Source organism: Cytobacillus massiliigabonensis, assembly GCF_900199725.1.
GTDB classification, from domain to species: domain Bacteria; phylum Bacillota; class Bacilli; order Bacillales; family Cytobacillaceae; genus Cytobacillus; species Cytobacillus massiliigabonensis.
The window spans coordinates 2,291,218-2,305,497 of the sequence record NZ_LT904904.1 but is presented as its reverse complement, the minus strand read 5'-3'; the positions used below and the strand labels follow the sequence as shown (position 1 = coordinate 2,305,497).

Sequence of the window (14,280 nt, the reverse complement as noted above, 5' to 3'; positions counted from 1 at the left end):
TGTAATCTATTAAAATGCCTTTGTTACTTAAAAAATGACCCCTTCTTTTTCCCTTTTAATAGGTCTCCGGTCCAACCCTTTACTTTTAAATAAGCATATAGAAGGAAAGTGGAAAAAACGATTAATATAATGGAGAGAATATAACCAAACTTCCACTCAAGCTCTGGCATATGCTTAAAATTCATTCCCCATAAAGCCCCTAATGCCATAATAGGAGTGAAAATCGTCGTTATGACAGTTAACGTTTTCATAATTTCATTCCCCCGATGCGATGAAATAACTTCTTCAAGATTAATTATCGAATCGATTTCCCTTTCATATCCATCTAATAGTACCAACGCCCGCTCAATCCTCTTACATGTACAGCTAAAGATCTCCCCTTTCCTACTTTCTTGAAAATTCATCTCATCGATAGCCATTTTTAGTTCATTAATTGGAATGAATAAATTCTTCCAAATGAATAGTTCATGTCTGCAGTTAAATACTTGTTCAAGAATCCCTGTGCCATTTCTTGTTCGTATACTCCAAATAAGTTGTTTTAGCGCTTCTTCAAATTGATCAATCTCCACTAACATTTCATTCATCAAATCACCAAGAAATAGTAAAAATCCATCAACTGCATTCTCTGTCAACTCTATTCGTTTTTGAAAGGTTTCGAGATTGATTTGTTTTAGTATGTGGAAATCAAGATTGATCGTGATTAAACAAGTAGACGTCAGATAAAAATGAAAAATTTTAAAGTCCTCTTCTGCTTCAAAATTTTGTTTATAAATGAGTGAACCTTTCATCGCTTTTTCCCCATTCTTTAAGTAGTCCACTCTTATGCAATTCATATTATTATTGTGAACCTCTTTCAGCCATTTGTTTAGCGGATCATCCTCTTCCAATTGTAAATGGGGATGTACATTTTCGGTTTGATCCAATTGAACCCATTTCCATTGATTTACGCCGATAGATTTCTGCAAATCATCCACTCCTTATCGAGATCTTTTATTATTCTTCCCCCGACGTTCAATAAGCCAAACTTGAAACGAATGTTTTAGCACAAATAATGATGGGTATTTATTGGTTTAAATGGCTGTCGATACACAATTATTTGAGAATATTATGAGGTGACCTATGAATATATTATTTTTATTCATTTATTTAATTATTATCTTGGTTGTGATTGAAGTATTTGTTATTTTATTTCGCTTAACAGGGTTAAATGTAGAAGTTTCTAGGTTTCAGGTTATTTCAATGATGACTGGTACTGGATTTACGACTGATGAATCTGAGCTTATATTGGGTCATCCTATACGCCGTAAGTTAGCAACCTTCCTAATTTTATTCGGAGCATTTTCTCTAGCGGTAATCATTTCATCTATCAGTCAATTCCTGGCACAGGATATACGAATGAAAGAAATTTTTACGATAGCAGGAACAGTCATTTTTGTCTTTAGTTTGTTAAAGCTTACAGCCATTCAAAAGATATTAACTAAGTATTTAAATAAAGAATTGAATAATAAAATGAAGAAAAAATAGATTCCAATATCAATCCAAACTGAAGTGTTCACTTTAATTTACAAAGAAAAAAGCCCCATTGAGGCTTAACTCTTTTTTACTTCCAAATAGGAGATGTGATAGCCATCTACTTCCTTAATTGTAAACACATACCCCTCTGCTTCAACTACTGCCCCTTCACTTATTTTGGCAGCAGAATTTTGTGTGAGGAACCATCCGCCAATTGTGTCTACTTCTTCATCAGATAAATGTATTTGAAACCGTTCGTTAACTGAATTAATTAAGACCTTCCCATCCAAAATATAATGAGAATCTGAAATTTTACGAATCTCCGGAATCTCATCTATATCAAATTCATCCCTTACTTCGCCAACAATCTCTTCAATAATATCTTCAACCGTAACTAAACCAGAAGTTCCGCCATATTCATCTATTAATATCGCCATATGGGTGCCTTCCTTTTGCATTTTTATCAGCAGGTCATGTATTGGAATGGATTCTATAACTTGAATGATTGGCTGCATAAAACTTTTGATAGTAACATCATGATTAGAGCCTTTTTTCTTGAACGTTGCTGTTAAAAGCATTTTAATATTTATCATTCCGATGATATGATCTTTATCTCCTTCAACAACTGGATAGCGTGTATATCTCTCAGTCTTTAATTTATTTACAACCTTATTAATTGAATCATTGGCAGAAATACAGCTCATTTCCGTACGAGGAACCATTATTTCTTTTGCAACCCGTTCATCAAACTCAAAAATATTGTTTACATATGTCCATTCATTGTGATTAATTTCCCCACTTTTATAGCTCTCTGCTAAGAGAATTCTCAGTTCTTCCTCAGAATGCGCTAATTCATGTTCTGATGCAGGCTTTACACCGAAAATCCCAACAAGTAATCGTGCCGAGCTGTTTAAAAGCCATATAAACGGATACATTACCTTATAAAAAAGAATAATCGGTTTTGCGAATAGCAGTGTAATTTCTTCCGCTTTTTGAATGGCAATTGATTTAGGAGCAAGCTCTCCTATGACAACATGGATAAAGGTGACTACTACAAAAGAAAGAAGGAAGGAAATTAGATGTGTGATGGATTCATTCATTTGGAATGCTGCTAATATGGGATGAAATAGCTTTTCCACTGTTGGTTCTCCCAACCAGCCTAGTCCCAAGGCTGTCACCGTAATGCCGAGTTGACAAGCCGACAGATATTCATCCAAGTGGGTAACTACTTTTCTAGCCGAAAAAGCACTCTTTTTCCCTTCAGCCATCAATTGTTCAATTCTGGATCTCCGCACTTTGACAATGGCAAATTCAACTGCAACGAAAAAGGCAGTTAGAGCGATTAATAGAATAATCAGCAAGACATTAATTACAAGCAATGTGACGACCTCCTTTAATCCCATTTCTATCAAATATTTACAATCCGAAATCATGAATGGACTTCGGATTGTAAACGTTCAAACTTAAATTTCCTCTGTTTTCTCATCTAACTTCTCATCTAATTTACCTAAATATTTTGCTGCAAAAGATTTTCCTCCCAGCCCAAACGCTAGGCCAAATGCTAATGCCAAACTGCCAAGAATTAGAATAAAGGCAGCATTTACAATCGAATGAGCAACACCAAGCTGGTCTAATGCCATGAATAAAGTCATAGCAAATATAGAATACTTTGCAACCGCTGCGAGTGTACGGGAATATTTTAGTTTTAATAGATTTTGTAGTATACGCTCTACTAAATGCCCTACATATAATCCAATTCCTAAGATTAATACGGCTGTTAGCAGCATTGGCAAATAGGCAATAACACCTGATGCAATATTGACTAAAAAATCTAAATGGACAACTTGTAATGCTTCAGCAAGGAATAAGAATACAACTACAATTTTTGCTAGTAAGCCTACTAACTGCGACAAGGAATTCTTTGATTGCTGCGGTGTTAGAGACCCTATTCCAATCTGGTAAAATACTTGATCAAACTTTATACGCCACAGCATTTGCACGACCATTTTTTCTACCCATTTTCCTATCCATAAACCGATTAAAATGAAGATTACAGCAACTAGTATATTCGGAATCATCGTTAATACATCATGCAGCATCGCAATTGCAGGCTCAGAAATACCTTTTAGTTCTAATTTTTCTATTGCTGTAATAATTGCTGGTATTAAAATGAAGATAAACGCAATATTCCCAAGTATGCTTGAAAGATTAGTTCCTGCTGCACTTTTGATTATACCCATTCGCTGCACGATGCGATCGGTTCCAATACTGCCTAAAAAGTTCGTTAATAAATCTCGAACAAATTTAGCTACTAGCCAGCCGATTAACACAATGACTGTGGCAGCAAATAACTTAGGGAGAAAAGCAAGAATTGCAGACAACATATTTGAAAATGGTTCAGAAATGCCTTCCATTTGCAAAGCTCCAAGTACCCCAGGTAAAAATAACAAAAGGATAAAATAAAAGATTGCCTTTGCGAAACTATTCACTTTACTCGCAGCATCTTGTTCACTCTTTGCCATTTTCCAATTGACTAAACGACGATGGATATGACTTAATTTTGCACCCTTTTCAATGAATATGCGCACAAGGGAAGCAATGATCCAAGCAAATAGCAGAATAAGAGCAGCTTTTAATAGATTGGGAATGGCCGAAGTTAACGTTGAAACCATACTTACGAGTGGTGTTGCGATCAGACTTAAATTAAGCATATTAAAAAAGATAATCCACACAAACACGAATAAAATATAAAAAACTATTTTTCCAATAATCACTTCTGATGGATATTTTCGATTACCTGCATTTGAAAATAAACGATTATCTATACTTGTTTTCTTTAAAGCCCCCTCCACTGCTTTTCCAATTCCTTTAGAGACGAAATAGCCAATTAATAATACAAGAAGTGCTAATAATAGATTCGGAATTAGGTCGGTATATCTATACCATCCAGCCGTAATTTCTTCTACCTTCATAAACATCTCTCCCTTTTTCATATTGAATTGGCAGGTCGGATTATGTAATACCCTGTCCATTTATTTCAAAACATTTCGAAATATCAATGTTTCATCTTGTTTTTAGATGGGAATACAATCAACAGTTCGATTAATAGAAGGAGGAGTTTAGATATGTATAGGAAAATATTCTTAACAGGCGGATTAACTGCACTTCTTATATTAGGAGGGCTAACAGGATGTGGAGATGGTGTTGATCAAGATAATGGCATCAGTGACGGGGAACAAAAAGATGCAGTAGATAACGATACAGAACAGGATGCAAAGGATGCGATGCAAGAAGCAAAGGAGAATATGGCAGAAGCAAAGAAAAATATTGAAGATACATTAAAGGAGAAAGGAATTGGAGATGGTGTTGATCAGGATAATGGCATTGATGATGGAGAAAGAAACGATGAATTAGATTATAAAGAAGAATAAGCTGTCGATTTATGAGGTTTTCATATATATAAAAAGAACGCTCTTTGGGAGCGTTCTTTATTATGTATAAAATCTCATAAAATGATCTTATTGAACTTCAGGCTCTGGATACGTATACCCCTTCGTATCGACCTTTACCGTTTTCATCTTCTGCTCCTTTAACGGCAGATCTGCCCCGTCCCTTTCCACAGAAACAATGGAATCTACAACTTCCATTCCTTCTGTCACCTTTCCAAAAGCAGCATATTGTCCATCAAGCTGAGGAGATTCTTTCACCATAATAAAAAATTGCGATCCTGCTGAATTCGGATCATTCGTACGTGCCATCGATAAAACACCGCGTTCATGCTTTAAATTATTTTCAAATCCATTGGCTGCAAATTCACCAAAAATTGAATAATCCGGACCACCTGTCCCATTACCTGCCGGATCCCCACCTTGAATCATAAAATCAGGGATGACTCGGTGGAAAATTAGTCCATCATAAAAACCCTTATTAATTAACGACACGAAATTCGCTACTGTATTCGGTGCAATGTCTCGATATAATTCAAGCTTAATCTCATCATTATTTTCCATTGTAATAGTAACAACGGGATTTTCAGTTACATCAGACGGATATTTTGATTTTTCACCTGTTTTGTTTCCCGATTCTCCACCATTATTTTCTTTTGAAGCACCTTTTTCTGTTTGTGTTCCACAGCCAGCGATGCTGAATAGAACCAGCAATACCGAAAATAAAAATACCAAAGATTTATGTTTCGATAACATACTCTGCAAAATCCTCCTTGTGAATTAAATATTCTAGTACGACGAATGCCTCTATTATAGCATTTATGCATCATTTGGAAAATGATGATATCTAAAAGGAAGATTTCCTTTTTATTAAGTAGATTTATGATTGCAGTGTTTTTGTAAATTTATTTTTTCCTGCATTCCACCCTCTTTCACCAAAGCCCAAAAATACGCATAACCTACCTTACAAGAAGTTATCAAGTTATTTATCTTGAAAGGAGTGTACTTGCATATGGATTTAACAGCTGCCCATTGGATGTATTTAATTGGAACATGTATTATCATTATTACCATGTTATTTAGGCAAAATGTAGTTGTTCCTTCCATCATTGTCACCTTTTTAGTTGGATGGATTTTTACCGGTTCATTTACGGCTGGTCTGCAGACAATCTTTAATGGCAGCTTAGTAGCGGCTGGTGAATTGTTTAATATTTTTCTCATTATCGCCATTATGACTGCTTTGCTGCATTCATTGAAATCTATAGGATCTGACCAGCAGATGATCACACCATTTCAGAAGGTCATGAAAAATGGACATATTTCATTTTGGGTGATTATTTTTGTTACGTATGCGATTTCTCTATTCTTTTGGCCGACACCAGCGGTCCCACTTGTCGGTGCTTTGCTTATACCAGTAGCTGTTCGTTCAGGGCTTCCGCCAATTGGTGCAGCTATTGCGATTTCACTTGCAGGGCAAGGAATGGCATTATCATCTGATTATGTCATTCAAATTGCTCCAACATTAACAGCGACAGCTGCGGGTATTGATGTTGCACCGGTTGCAGATCGTGCTTTTGTATTGTCGATCATTACAGGTGCTGCAGCGATTGTTATCGCGTATATCATGCTAAAAAAACACATTATAAAACCTTCTATCAAACACCTTACTGCTTGGGAAAATAATGGTCAAATAAATGATGAACTTCAGGAGGAAGCAGAGAATGAACAAGGGAGGAAAAGTAAATACAGTCTCTTCTTTGCTATCCTTGTCCCTGTAACTTTTTTGATCATCGTCATTTATATGGTTCTTGCTAAGTTTTCTGATGCGATCCCATCTATCGAAGGGGGAACAGGTGCGGCTTTAATTGGCGGTGCGTCAGCGGTACTCCTAATTGTGACCTCTGCCTTCCGAAGTGTTCGCTCTTCATTAAATAATGTTAGTGACCATCTCGTAAAGGGATTTGTATTTGCCTTTAAAGCAATGGGACCTGTTATCCCAATTGCAGGGTTCTTCTTTATTGGAAGTGGGGACTTATCGGCAAAAATTTTAAACACAGGTGCAGAAGAAGCACCATCCTTCCTCTTCGATTTAGTCGTAGCTGGTCAGCAATATATTCCTGAAAGCGCCTTTATTGCAGGATTCGGAATATTAATAATTGGCGCCATTACAGGACTAGATGGATCGGGGTTTTCAGGACTGCCTTTAGTAGGCTCATTATCAGGGGCATTAGGGGATAGTGTTGGAGTGGATGCTGCTACTTTGTCAGCGATTGGACAAATGGGTTCGGTATGGGTCGGCGGCGGCACACTCATTGCCTGGTCCTCTCTAGTTGCTGTAGCAGGCTTTGCAAAAGTGCCGGTAATGGAGCTTGTTCGAAAGAGCTTCTTGCCGGTAATTATTGGGTTGATCCTCTCAACAATTATCGGGTTATTAATATTTTAATAGTAATTAAAAACTGTTATTTATCCCTGATGTTTGCCAGAGAATAAGTTTACGTGAACAATGAATAGCAAGATAGGATAAGTGGAAGTCCCCCTTCCCAGCTTGTCCTATCTTTTTAAATTTTCAATCAGTCTTTCTAGCTTTATTCTTCTTTCTGAACGTGCAAGCATCGCTTGATCAATGGTCACAGCAGTAAAACGGCATTTGGAAAATGGTCTTGATTGAGCAATTAAATCTAGATCCTGACTGATGACAGTTCCTATTGTAATGAATCCCCCTCCAGTTGTTGCGTCATTTTGCAATACTATCAGCTCTTCCTCATTTGTAAACAATACGGAGCCGATCGGATAAGCAATGTCAACAACATTTGAAAAACTATTTCCTGCACCAAAAGGCGGATGCTGCTCCGTAAAGGACACTTTTGGACCTTTATAACGGTAGGCAACCCGATTGGATTCATGTGAAACTGTCCATTCTGAATTTAAAAAAGTTTTTAAAGCATGGTCATTCATTAAATAGCCGGTGATTCCCATCATAACCCGTAAATCTTGAAATTCATTAAATTGTGGAACAAATTCCTTTGGGATTGATTTTCCAGTCTGCTTGGCGGCTCCTGGTAACCCCTCATTAATAGGAATCTGATCTCCTCCCCTTAACTTTCTTCCCTGGAAACCGCCGATCTTACTTAATTCATAGGTTGACTTTCCTCCTAATACATCAGGGACATTAATCCCTCCTGAAACACATAAATAACTTTTTACACCACTAGAGCAAGACTTAACTGTTAATAGATCCCCTTCCTTCACCTGATGAGTTTCCCAAATGGCCAAAGGCTGCTCGTTTAAATATGCCTCCATCGGTGCACCAGTTAAAGCAATTAATGTGTTTTTATGAAAAAGGTACTCACCGCCTATTAATGTCATTTCCAGTGCTGCATATTCAAATGGATTGCCGACTAAAAAATTCCCAAGCATAAAGGAATATTTATCTGCTGCTCCTGAAGGCGGAACACCTAAATGGTATTTTCCTAACCTCCCCATATCCTGAACAGTCGTCCATAAACCAGGATTTTTCACTTCAATCATTTAAAAGTCCTCCATTAACTCTTGAATATATCGTTTGCCCTTTCCTGCGTATTCAAGCGGAGATAGGTTCACCTCCTTCATCTTATAATCGTATTTTCCAGTATTAACATCAGTCCTAATCCGATTATATTCAGATTCATTAACGGGACGATATTTCCATATATCACCAGGTCTTGCGAGAAAAGACGCTTCATTCAATTCCTGTAAATCATTTTGTTGACCAACGACAGGAATGGCAGACCTGCCTATTAATTGATAGCTGCCAGGACCATTTACAGGGTAAATCACATTAAATGCGCCTCCCATCCCAATCCCCCTTTCTGGCGTTTCGGTTCGCGGACTATTATATTTAGGTGTTTGCAGAATTTCATCTGGCTGTAATCCGAGGGGAAAATGCCAAGCTGTACCGGGAAGAAAGCCAACCATTGTAATTAGGTAAGGAGTTGATGAGTGTTGGTTAATAAATGCTTCCTTATCTTTAAATCCATTTACCTTCATCACAAATTCAAAGTCCGATAAAATTGGAGAGGGATGTCTATTTTTAAACCTTCGTGAAAACTCCATTGACACAGGATCATCATACCAAACAGGGATTTCGACTATCCGTACGGAAAACAGCAGTTTTGTTGGATCACTTTTTGTTAAATCGATCTCCTTTAAATAATCTAATAAATCTCTTGCAGCAATCATGTCAGGATTATAACGGACTAAATAAGAGGAATTAGATGAAACAATATCTATAATTCCAGGAATCTCTCTTTTTCTTAGCTCTTCCGTGACAGCCAATGCTTTAAAATTACTTTCAATTCTCATATCACGGGATATTTCAGCATAAATATATTCATCTCCACCGAAATTAAAATGCGTTTCAGGCAAATTAAACATTAGAAGACGCACCCCTTCCTTATTTTAGCTTTTTCATTCTCCTGCTGATTGTTGCTGGACTAACACCTAATATCTTTGATAATTGATCAGCTGTTCTGTATTTTTGCATTCCTCGTTCGATCAGCTGAGATTCAACTTCCTCTACCGCTTCTTTCAGCGGCATAAGCTCTAAGACGAATAGCTGCTTTTTCTTTTTTTGAACTTCTCCATAAAGATACTTTAATGCGTGCTCACGCCCAATCCATTCGTCATTCGTCAGGAGGATTAATCGTTCCACAATATTTTGAAGCTCTCTTACATTCCCTGGCCATGCATATGTTTCCAATACTTCGATCGCTTCTGGAGTAAAGCTTTTTTTTATATCGTACATTTGTTTAAATTGCTCCATAAAATATATGGATAGTGGGAGAATATCATCTTTCCGCTCCCTTAAAGATGGGATCCGAAATGGAATTACATATAATCGGTAGTATAAGTCCTCCCTAAACTCTCCTTTGTTTACCATTTCCTTTAAATCTTTATTTGTTGCAGTAACGATCCGAACATTAATCGGAATCGGGTGATTGCCTCCAATTCTCGTTACTTCTCTTTCCTGCAGCACACGCAATAACTTTACCTGCATATTTAGAGGAAGCTCGCCAATTTCATCCAGAAAAAGTGTGCCGTTATGTGCTATTTCAAATAAACCTGCCTTTCCATTCTTATCTGCTCCTGTGAATGCTCCTTTCTCGTAGCCAAATAATTCACTTTCTATTAGATTTTCAGGGATCGCACCACAGTTAATCCGAACAAACTGCTTGTTATAACGTGCGCTTGCCATGTGAATATAATGTGCGAAAACTTCTTTTCCAACCCCTGATTCTCCTTCAAGTAAAATGGTTGAATGAAATTGAGCTACTCGTTTGATTTCCGTTACTAATTGTTCAATCTTTTTCGAGCGATAAACAATTCGTTTTTCATAGTTGGATACATTGCCTCCATTATGTAAGGATCGTTCCTCTTCTTCGTCCGTTTGGTTAATATAGGATGGGCTTTCTGGTGTTATATCCCTTGAAAGCACAACCACCTTTTCTAATTTCCCTTCGTAATATACAGGAGTTGCAATTGACCAAACTCTCTTGCCTCCTGCTGAATCCTGAATCGCGGTCACTTTTTTCTTTTGCTTCTGACATAACTCAAACACATTCGGTTGAAAAATATTCCTTTTCGAAAAGTCACTGATCTTCTTTCCAATAATTTGCTCAGGCATTTCTACCTTCCAAAAGTCACCAAGGAACATGCCAGCTACACGGAGGATCTTTCCGTCTCCATCAATCACAAGAATTTGTTCTTGCGAGGAAGCATATACGGCCTGTAAATCGGAATTCAAATTACGCACAAAATCTAACTCTTGTACTGCTTCTTCAAAAACTTCTCTTGAGAAGAAAACATGAACAAGTCCTGTAATCCTTCCCTCCTCTTTTAGCGGATAGAAATTTCCGCTAATTTGTTTAAAGTTAATAGATGAGTTTACACTTACAAGCGTTTCCCCATCCATTACTTTTCCTAAATCTTTATCATTCGTTAATAGAGTTTTATAATTGCGGAAAAGCAAGAATGAACTAGGAATACCCATAATATTTTCTGCTGTTTCATTCATGTATTCAATTTGATATTGGACATTTGTTCGAACAATCCCTACTCCGGCTCCATGCAGCAGGAGATTTATATCTTTAAGTTTTATTTCATTCATTCTATGCCTTGCCTGTTCAATGGTTGTATACCCTATGATGTCTCCTTGTTCATTGATGCCAATTATTAATGTAGCATTATGGTAAAATTCCACTTGAGAAAATTGTGGTACTTTTAAAATATCATTTCGATAATTAATTAGCTTTTTTAAGTCTGAGGTTTTCGCGATTTGATTTATTAGAAGCTCTCGAGTACAATAACCTACCAGTGATCCCTTTTCCTTCACAAAGATAATATCTACATCATGTTCAAAGAAATAGCGAATAACTGCTCCAATTGTTTGATTTACATCTACAAAAATTGAAATTGGTCTTAATATGTCCTTCCACAAAATCAATCTATCTGCCCCTCCTCCGTTAAAGAACAATGCCTATACCAATCTATTATACTTTTTATTTCAGCAGATAGAAATCAATTTGTTTGAAAATATAGACTTTTCTATTTATTGAAACTCTTGGCTTTCAAATATGTTTCCGGCGTATCTACATCAAATAATATTCCTATATCATTCACTGCCATTCGCTTTCGGATGGAGAATTTATCCATAATCACCTTTGCACCTGTGTCACCATGCAGCTGCATCATAATTTCTCTATTAAAATTCCCTATAAATACTGGGTGGCCAGGCTTTCCTTCGTACTCCGGCTGGATAATAAAACTTTCCGTCGTTTCTTGCATCATTTTCACCCCTGCTCGATAAATCTTTAGAATGGTTTCATGTAAAATAAAGGGGAGATCACCAAGAAAAACCATCACACCAGCAGACTTTTCCCCGACATTTAAAATACCAGTCTTTAAAGATGAGCTTTGTCCTGCTTCATACTTTTCATTTATGGCCCAGCAAAAACGACGATCATCAATTAAGATTTCTTTTTGGATTTTGGATGCTTGGCAGCCGATGACTGTAATAATTTCAAAAAAATCTACAGATGCTGCTGCCTCAATAACATGAATTAAAAGCGGCCGTCTATTTAGTAACAACAGCTGCTTTAGCTGCCCCATTCTTGTAGACATTCCTGCTGCAAGAATAATTGCAGAAACCGAATGATATCCTATCTTCTCTTTCATACAGGCTCTTTAACTGATGCTTTATGAATATGATCAGAATCCTGCAAAAAGCCACCTGAATGTCCATTCTTTTTCGCAACAACCTCAGCTAAAATGCTAAGTGCAATTTCATCTGGGGAAACGGCACCGATATCAAGTCCAATTGGGCTATACATTCTTTCTAGCTCTTTTTCATTAAAAAGAATGCCCTCTGCTTCAAGTGCTTCTAACATACGAATCCGGCGGGAACGAGGACCTAGGACACCAATATATGGAGTTGCAGAGCGTAAAACAAATTTTAATGTCTCTTGGTCTTTTTCCATATGATGATTCATAACGACAATAAACGTTCGATGACCAATCTTTATTTTTTCTTTAAAATCAATAGGACTAACTATTAGTCTATTTGTAGAAGGAAAGCGTTCCTCAGTATTATAAAACGCTCGCTGATCAATAATTGTGGTTTTAAAGCCTAATGAAACTGCATATTTCGCTACTGGGATTGCATCATGACCTGCCCCAAAAATCATTAGCTCACTAGGAGGAATGTATACATCAATAAATACATGAATATCGATTCCACTTGGTAAAGTAAATGTACGTGTTTCTGACTTCGGATTTGATTCTTTCAATTTTCTCCGCCCAATTTCCAGCACCCGTAAGTTTATTTCTTCATCTCCTAGATCTCCGATAAGCAAAGTTTCTTTAGAGAAAAATAGACGTTTCGGTTCATTTTCTGTTTGGTAGGCTCCCATTGGAAGAACAGTCGCAAGAATGCCTTCTTGTTCATCTTCCATACTCTTTAACCACGCATCAAATGGAGATAGTTTGAACATTATATCCCTCCAGCCATTATTTGCACTGCAGCACTGCTACAGGCTCGACAGGTTCAATGTATATTTTCACTGTACCTGGACATCCAAGACCAAGCCCCCAAACAAGGTCTTCATCAAGATGGTATGTTTTTAAAATGGGAGTTCCTGACTCTATCACCAATTTTGCTACTTCTGCAACATCTGATTCTAAACAGCCGCCTGAAATCATTCCAAAAATATTGTTCTCTTGGTCAACAAGCATTTTTGCCCCTTCTCTGCGATAGGCTGAACCGCCAACACTGACCACAGTTGCTAAAGCAGACTTCCTCCCCGATTTTCTTGTCCAGTTTATGGCTTCAATAATTTGTTCATTTTCAATCATATTTTTGCCCCCTATTCATGTTTTTGTCTATTTAAAAAGGAGCATTCAAAAAGAAAGCCCCTTTATCACTCAATTGCCATAGAAAACAGATTTTAACGCTCGTTCTGTGTATACCTTGCATAAATTTCGGCGATATTCTTCAGTCGTAAATAAATCGCTTGCCATTTCACCATCTTCTGCGGCCAATTGGGCTGCTTCTTTCAGGATCATTTCAGATAATGGCTGACCTAGTAGCATACCCTCAACAGATGTTGCCCGAAAAGCGACATCCCCAACCCCCGTAATTGCAACCCTTATATAATCTATTACATGATTCTCCCCAATACCGGCTACTACAGCTACTCCTATGACTGGATAGCCTGATGCTGGATGGGAAAATTTAAGATAGACTGCTTTTGTATGAGCTGGAGGAACAGCAAAAGAGATGCTAGTTAATACACTGTTTTCAGGCAGCAAAGTAATGAGTGGTCCTACAATGAAATCTGCCACATTCATTGTTTCCGGACCGTCCTCCCCATGTATATTGATTACTGCATCGAGGACAAAAGCTGCTGCTGGCAAGTCTGCTGCTGGATCTGCGTGAGCGATGTTTCCTCCAATTGTTCCACGGTTACGGACCTGCAAGTCACCGATTTGACGAACTGTTTGCGACAATACAGGAATATATTCTTGTACTATTGGATCATTTGCAGCTTGGAAATGGGTAGTAAGTGCACCGATAATGATGCGATCCCCAGCCTTTTGAATCCCTTTTAGTCCTGTAATCCGGCTAATGTCAATTAATACCCCTGGTTCAGATAATCTAAATTTCAATAGTGGTATTAAGCTATGTCCGCCAGCAATTAGTTTCCCTTCCCCATTAAACTCCTGTAATTTTTGGATCGCCTCATCAATCGAATTTGCGCGTACATAATCAAATTTAGAAGGTATCAAA

At 37.4% G+C, this 14,280-nt stretch carries 14 protein-coding genes; 3 read left to right on the top strand and 11 right to left on the bottom strand.

Going from position 1 to position 14,280, the window contains the following annotated elements; translation table 11 throughout:
* Positions 1-23: 23 nt before the first annotated feature.
* Positions 24-965 carry a magnesium transporter CorA family protein gene (locus tag C1726_RS22525; protein WP_180968274.1) on the bottom strand — a complete coding sequence of 314 codons (942 nt, stop codon included), beginning with the start codon at positions 963-965 and terminating at the stop codon, positions 24-26.
* Between the two features lie 154 nt (positions 966-1,119).
* Here C1726_RS22525 and C1726_RS22520 point away from each other — a divergent pair, with 154 nt between their 5' ends.
* Complete coding sequence (locus tag C1726_RS22520) at positions 1,120-1,524, top strand: hypothetical protein (RefSeq protein ID WP_102275199.1); 405 nt, start codon at positions 1,120-1,122, stop codon at positions 1,522-1,524.
* Between the two features lie 65 nt (positions 1,525-1,589).
* On the opposite strand, the gene C1726_RS22515 is transcribed toward C1726_RS22520, so the two are convergent.
* Complete coding sequence (locus tag C1726_RS22515) at positions 1,590-2,891, bottom strand: hemolysin family protein (protein WP_102275198.1); 1,302 nt, start codon at positions 2,889-2,891, stop codon at positions 1,590-1,592.
* A gap of 84 nt (positions 2,892-2,975) precedes the next feature.
* Positions 2,976-4,484 (bottom strand): mechanosensitive ion channel, encoded by a 1,509-nt coding sequence (locus C1726_RS22510; protein WP_102275197.1) that lies wholly within the window; start codon positions 4,482-4,484, stop codon positions 2,976-2,978.
* A 153-nt stretch (positions 4,485-4,637) separates the two neighbouring features.
* On the opposite strand from C1726_RS22510, the gene C1726_RS22505 reads away from it, so the two are divergent.
* Complete coding sequence (locus C1726_RS22505; RefSeq protein WP_102275196.1) at positions 4,638-4,943, top strand: hypothetical protein; 306 nt, start codon at positions 4,638-4,640, stop codon at positions 4,941-4,943.
* An 87-nt stretch (positions 4,944-5,030) separates the two neighbouring features.
* On the opposite strand, the gene C1726_RS22500 is transcribed toward C1726_RS22505, so the two are convergent.
* Positions 5,031-5,714: a peptidylprolyl isomerase gene (locus tag C1726_RS22500; RefSeq protein ID WP_102275195.1), complete on the bottom strand. Its 684-nt coding sequence runs from the start codon at positions 5,712-5,714 to the stop codon at positions 5,031-5,033.
* Between the two features lie 256 nt (positions 5,715-5,970).
* Between C1726_RS22500 and C1726_RS22495 the strand changes: the two genes are divergently transcribed.
* On the top strand, positions 5,971-7,401 hold the full coding sequence (locus C1726_RS22495; protein ID WP_102275194.1) for a hypothetical protein: 1,431 nt from the start codon (positions 5,971-5,973) through the stop codon (positions 7,399-7,401).
* A 107-nt stretch (positions 7,402-7,508) separates the two neighbouring features.
* Here the strand turns inward: C1726_RS22495 and C1726_RS22490 are convergent, their stop codons facing one another.
* The 7 genes from C1726_RS22490 to C1726_RS22460 all read right to left on the bottom strand — a co-directional run bounded on the left by C1726_RS22490 (position 7,509) and on the right by C1726_RS22460 (position 14,279).
* Positions 7,509-8,486: a 5-oxoprolinase subunit C family protein gene (locus C1726_RS22490; RefSeq protein WP_102275193.1), complete on the bottom strand. Its 978-nt coding sequence runs from the start codon at positions 8,484-8,486 to the stop codon at positions 7,509-7,511.
* A complete protein-coding gene (locus C1726_RS22485; RefSeq protein WP_102275192.1) occupies positions 8,487-9,371 on the bottom strand; it encodes a 5-oxoprolinase subunit B family protein in 885 nt (294 codons plus the stop codon).
* A gap of 19 nt (positions 9,372-9,390) precedes the next feature.
* Positions 9,391-11,439 (bottom strand): sigma 54-interacting transcriptional regulator, encoded by a 2,049-nt coding sequence (locus tag C1726_RS22480; RefSeq protein ID WP_102275191.1) that lies wholly within the window; start codon positions 11,437-11,439, stop codon positions 9,391-9,393.
* Positions 11,440-11,540: 101 nt separating this feature from the next.
* Positions 11,541-12,170: a nucleotidyltransferase family protein gene (locus C1726_RS22475; RefSeq protein WP_102275190.1), complete on the bottom strand. Its 630-nt coding sequence runs from the start codon at positions 12,168-12,170 to the stop codon at positions 11,541-11,543.
* On the bottom strand, positions 12,167-12,985 hold the full coding sequence (locus tag C1726_RS22470) for an XdhC family protein (protein WP_102275189.1): 819 nt from the start codon (positions 12,983-12,985) through the stop codon (positions 12,167-12,169). Before C1726_RS22470 ends, C1726_RS22475 begins: the two co-directional genes overlap by 4 nt.
* Before the next feature lie 16 nt (positions 12,986-13,001).
* Positions 13,002-13,346 (bottom strand): XdhC family protein, encoded by a 345-nt coding sequence (locus tag C1726_RS22465; RefSeq protein WP_102275188.1) that lies wholly within the window; start codon positions 13,344-13,346, stop codon positions 13,002-13,004.
* Positions 13,347-13,415: 69 nt separating this feature from the next.
* Positions 13,416-14,279: an FAD binding domain-containing protein gene (locus tag C1726_RS22460; RefSeq protein WP_102275187.1), complete on the bottom strand. Its 864-nt coding sequence runs from the start codon at positions 14,277-14,279 to the stop codon at positions 13,416-13,418.
* Position 14,280: the final 1 nt, after the last annotated feature.

Excerpts from the sequence above, each read along its gene's own strand:
- C1726_RS22520 (WP_102275199.1), top strand. The coding sequence starts at position 1,120 with ATGAATATATTATTTTTATTCATTTATTTAATTATTATCTTGGTTGTG.
- C1726_RS22510 (WP_102275197.1), bottom strand. The coding sequence starts at position 4,484 with ATGAAGGTAGAAGAAATTACGGCTGGATGGTATAGATATACCGACCTA.
- C1726_RS22505 (WP_102275196.1), top strand. The coding sequence starts at position 4,638 with ATGTATAGGAAAATATTCTTAACAGGCGGATTAACTGCACTTCTTATA.
- C1726_RS22500 (WP_102275195.1), bottom strand. The coding sequence starts at position 5,714 with ATGTTATCGAAACATAAATCTTTGGTATTTTTATTTTCGGTATTGCTG.
- C1726_RS22495 (WP_102275194.1), top strand. The coding sequence starts at position 5,971 with ATGGATTTAACAGCTGCCCATTGGATGTATTTAATTGGAACATGTATT.
- C1726_RS22490 (WP_102275193.1), bottom strand. The coding sequence starts at position 8,486 with ATGATTGAAGTGAAAAATCCTGGTTTATGGACGACTGTTCAGGATATG.
- C1726_RS22485 (WP_102275192.1), bottom strand. The coding sequence starts at position 9,371 with ATGTTTAATTTGCCTGAAACGCATTTTAATTTCGGTGGAGATGAATAT.
- C1726_RS22475 (WP_102275190.1), bottom strand. The coding sequence starts at position 12,170 with ATGAAAGAGAAGATAGGATATCATTCGGTTTCTGCAATTATTCTTGCA.
- C1726_RS22470 (WP_102275189.1), bottom strand. The coding sequence starts at position 12,985 with ATGTTCAAACTATCTCCATTTGATGCGTGGTTAAAGAGTATGGAAGAT.
- C1726_RS22465 (WP_102275188.1), bottom strand. The coding sequence starts at position 13,346 with ATGATTGAAAATGAACAAATTATTGAAGCCATAAACTGGACAAGAAAA.